Origin of the sequence: Kineococcus vitellinus (genome assembly GCF_009906315.1) — a bacterium.
Classification (GTDB): Bacteria; Actinomycetota; Actinomycetes; order Actinomycetales; family Kineococcaceae; genus Kineococcus; species Kineococcus vitellinus.
This window is the reverse complement of the sequence record NZ_JAAALL010000536.1, coordinates 1-1,466: the sequence shown is the minus strand read 5'-3', so window position 1 is coordinate 1,466 and position 1,466 is coordinate 1. Positions and strand designations below refer to the sequence as shown.

General features: G+C 75.4%; 1 protein-coding gene and 1 pseudogene. One reads left to right on the top strand and one right to left on the bottom strand.

Annotated elements, in window-relative coordinates:
• Nucleotides 1–427, bottom strand: a pseudogene (locus GTQ99_RS23200) (o-succinylbenzoate synthase); the annotation flags it as partial.
• A gap of 106 nt (nt 428–533) precedes the next feature.
• On the opposite strand from GTQ99_RS23200, the gene GTQ99_RS23195 reads away from it, so the two are divergent.
• Nucleotides 534–1,457 carry a 1,4-dihydroxy-2-naphthoyl-CoA synthase gene (locus GTQ99_RS23195; protein ID WP_166618009.1) on the top strand — a complete coding sequence of 308 codons (924 nt, stop codon included), beginning with the start codon at nt 534–536 and terminating at the stop codon, nt 1,455–1,457.
• Nucleotides 1,458–1,466: the final 9 nt, after the last annotated feature.

Sequence of the window (1,466 nt, the reverse complement as noted above, 5' to 3'; positions counted from 1 at the left end):
GGTGCGGGCCGAGCACCTCGCGCACGGCCCGCACCCGGGCGAGGTCCTCGGCCAGCCGGGTGCGGAAGGGCGCCCCGGCCTCGGCGACCTTCACCTTGGCCGTGCGGCAGCCCGGGAAGGCCGCGAGGACGGCGGGCACGTCGTCGGCGGGCACGGCGGGCACGGTGGCGTTGACCTCCACGCGCGTGCGCCGGGGCGCGGGCAGCCCCCGCCAGGCCGCCTCGACGCCGGCCGCGAGCCAGCGGGCGGACTCCGCGGGCCCGTACTCCAGGAACGGGGAGAACTCCCCCCAGCCGGCCGGTCCCTCCAGCAGCACGGCCTCGCGCTCGGTGATGCCGCGGAAGCGGCGCCGCAGCGGCAGCCGGACGACGGAGGCGGCGTCGAGCAGGTCGGTCAGCGGTGGCAGCGCGGGTGGTTCGGGCAGCACCGCCCCAGCATCGCCCACCTCCTGCTCGTGATCTTCCACGGTGCACCGCGGAAGATCACGGACGGAGGGGCGGGCTAGGGTCGGGGACGTGTCGGCCCTTCCCGGTGTGAGCGAGACCTTCGACCCGGCGGCGTGGGCGGAGGTGCCCGGTTTCGAGGACCTCACCGACGTCACCTACCACCGCAGCACCGTCGAGGGCCCCGCCCGCGGGACGGTCCGCATCGCCTTCGACCGCCCCGAGGTGCGCAACGCCTTCCGGCCCGGGACGGTCGACGAGCTGGCCCGCGCCCTGGACCACGCCCGCCGCACCCCCGACGTGGGCTGCGTGCTGCTCACCGGCAACGGCCCCAGCCCCAAGGACGGCGGCTGGGCGTTCTGCTCCGGCGGCGACCAGCGCATCCGCGGCCGCTCCGGCTACCAGTACGCGCAGGGCGACACGGCCGACACCGTCGACGCGGCGCGGGCGAGGGCGGAGGGCGGGCGGCTGCACGTCCTGGAGGTGCAGCGGCTCATCCGGTTCATGCCGAAGGTCGTCATCGCCGTCGTGCCGGGGTGGGCCGCCGGCGGCGGGCACAGCCTGCACGTGGTCGCCGACCTCACCCTGGCCAGCGCCGAGCACGCCCGCTTCAAGCAGACCGACGCCGACGTCGGCTCCTTCGACGGCGGGTTCGGCTCGGCCTACCTGGCCCGCCAGGTCGGGCAGAAGTTCGCCCGCGAGATCTTCTTCCTCGGCCGCCCCTACACCGCGCAGCAGGCGCACGAGATGGGCATGGTCAACGCCGTCGTCCCGCACGCGGAGCTGGAGGCCACGGCGCTGCAGTGGGCGGCGGAGGTCAACGGCAAGTCCCCCACGGCGCAGCGGATGCTGAAGTTCGCCTTCAACGCCGTCGACGACGGCATGGTCGGCCAGCAGGTCTTCGCCGGGGAGGCGACGCGGCTGGCGTACATGACCGACGAGGCCGTCGAGGGCCGCGACGCGTTCCTGGGCAAGCGCGAGCCGGACTGGTCGCCCTTCCCCTGGTACTTCTGAGCCCTCCCC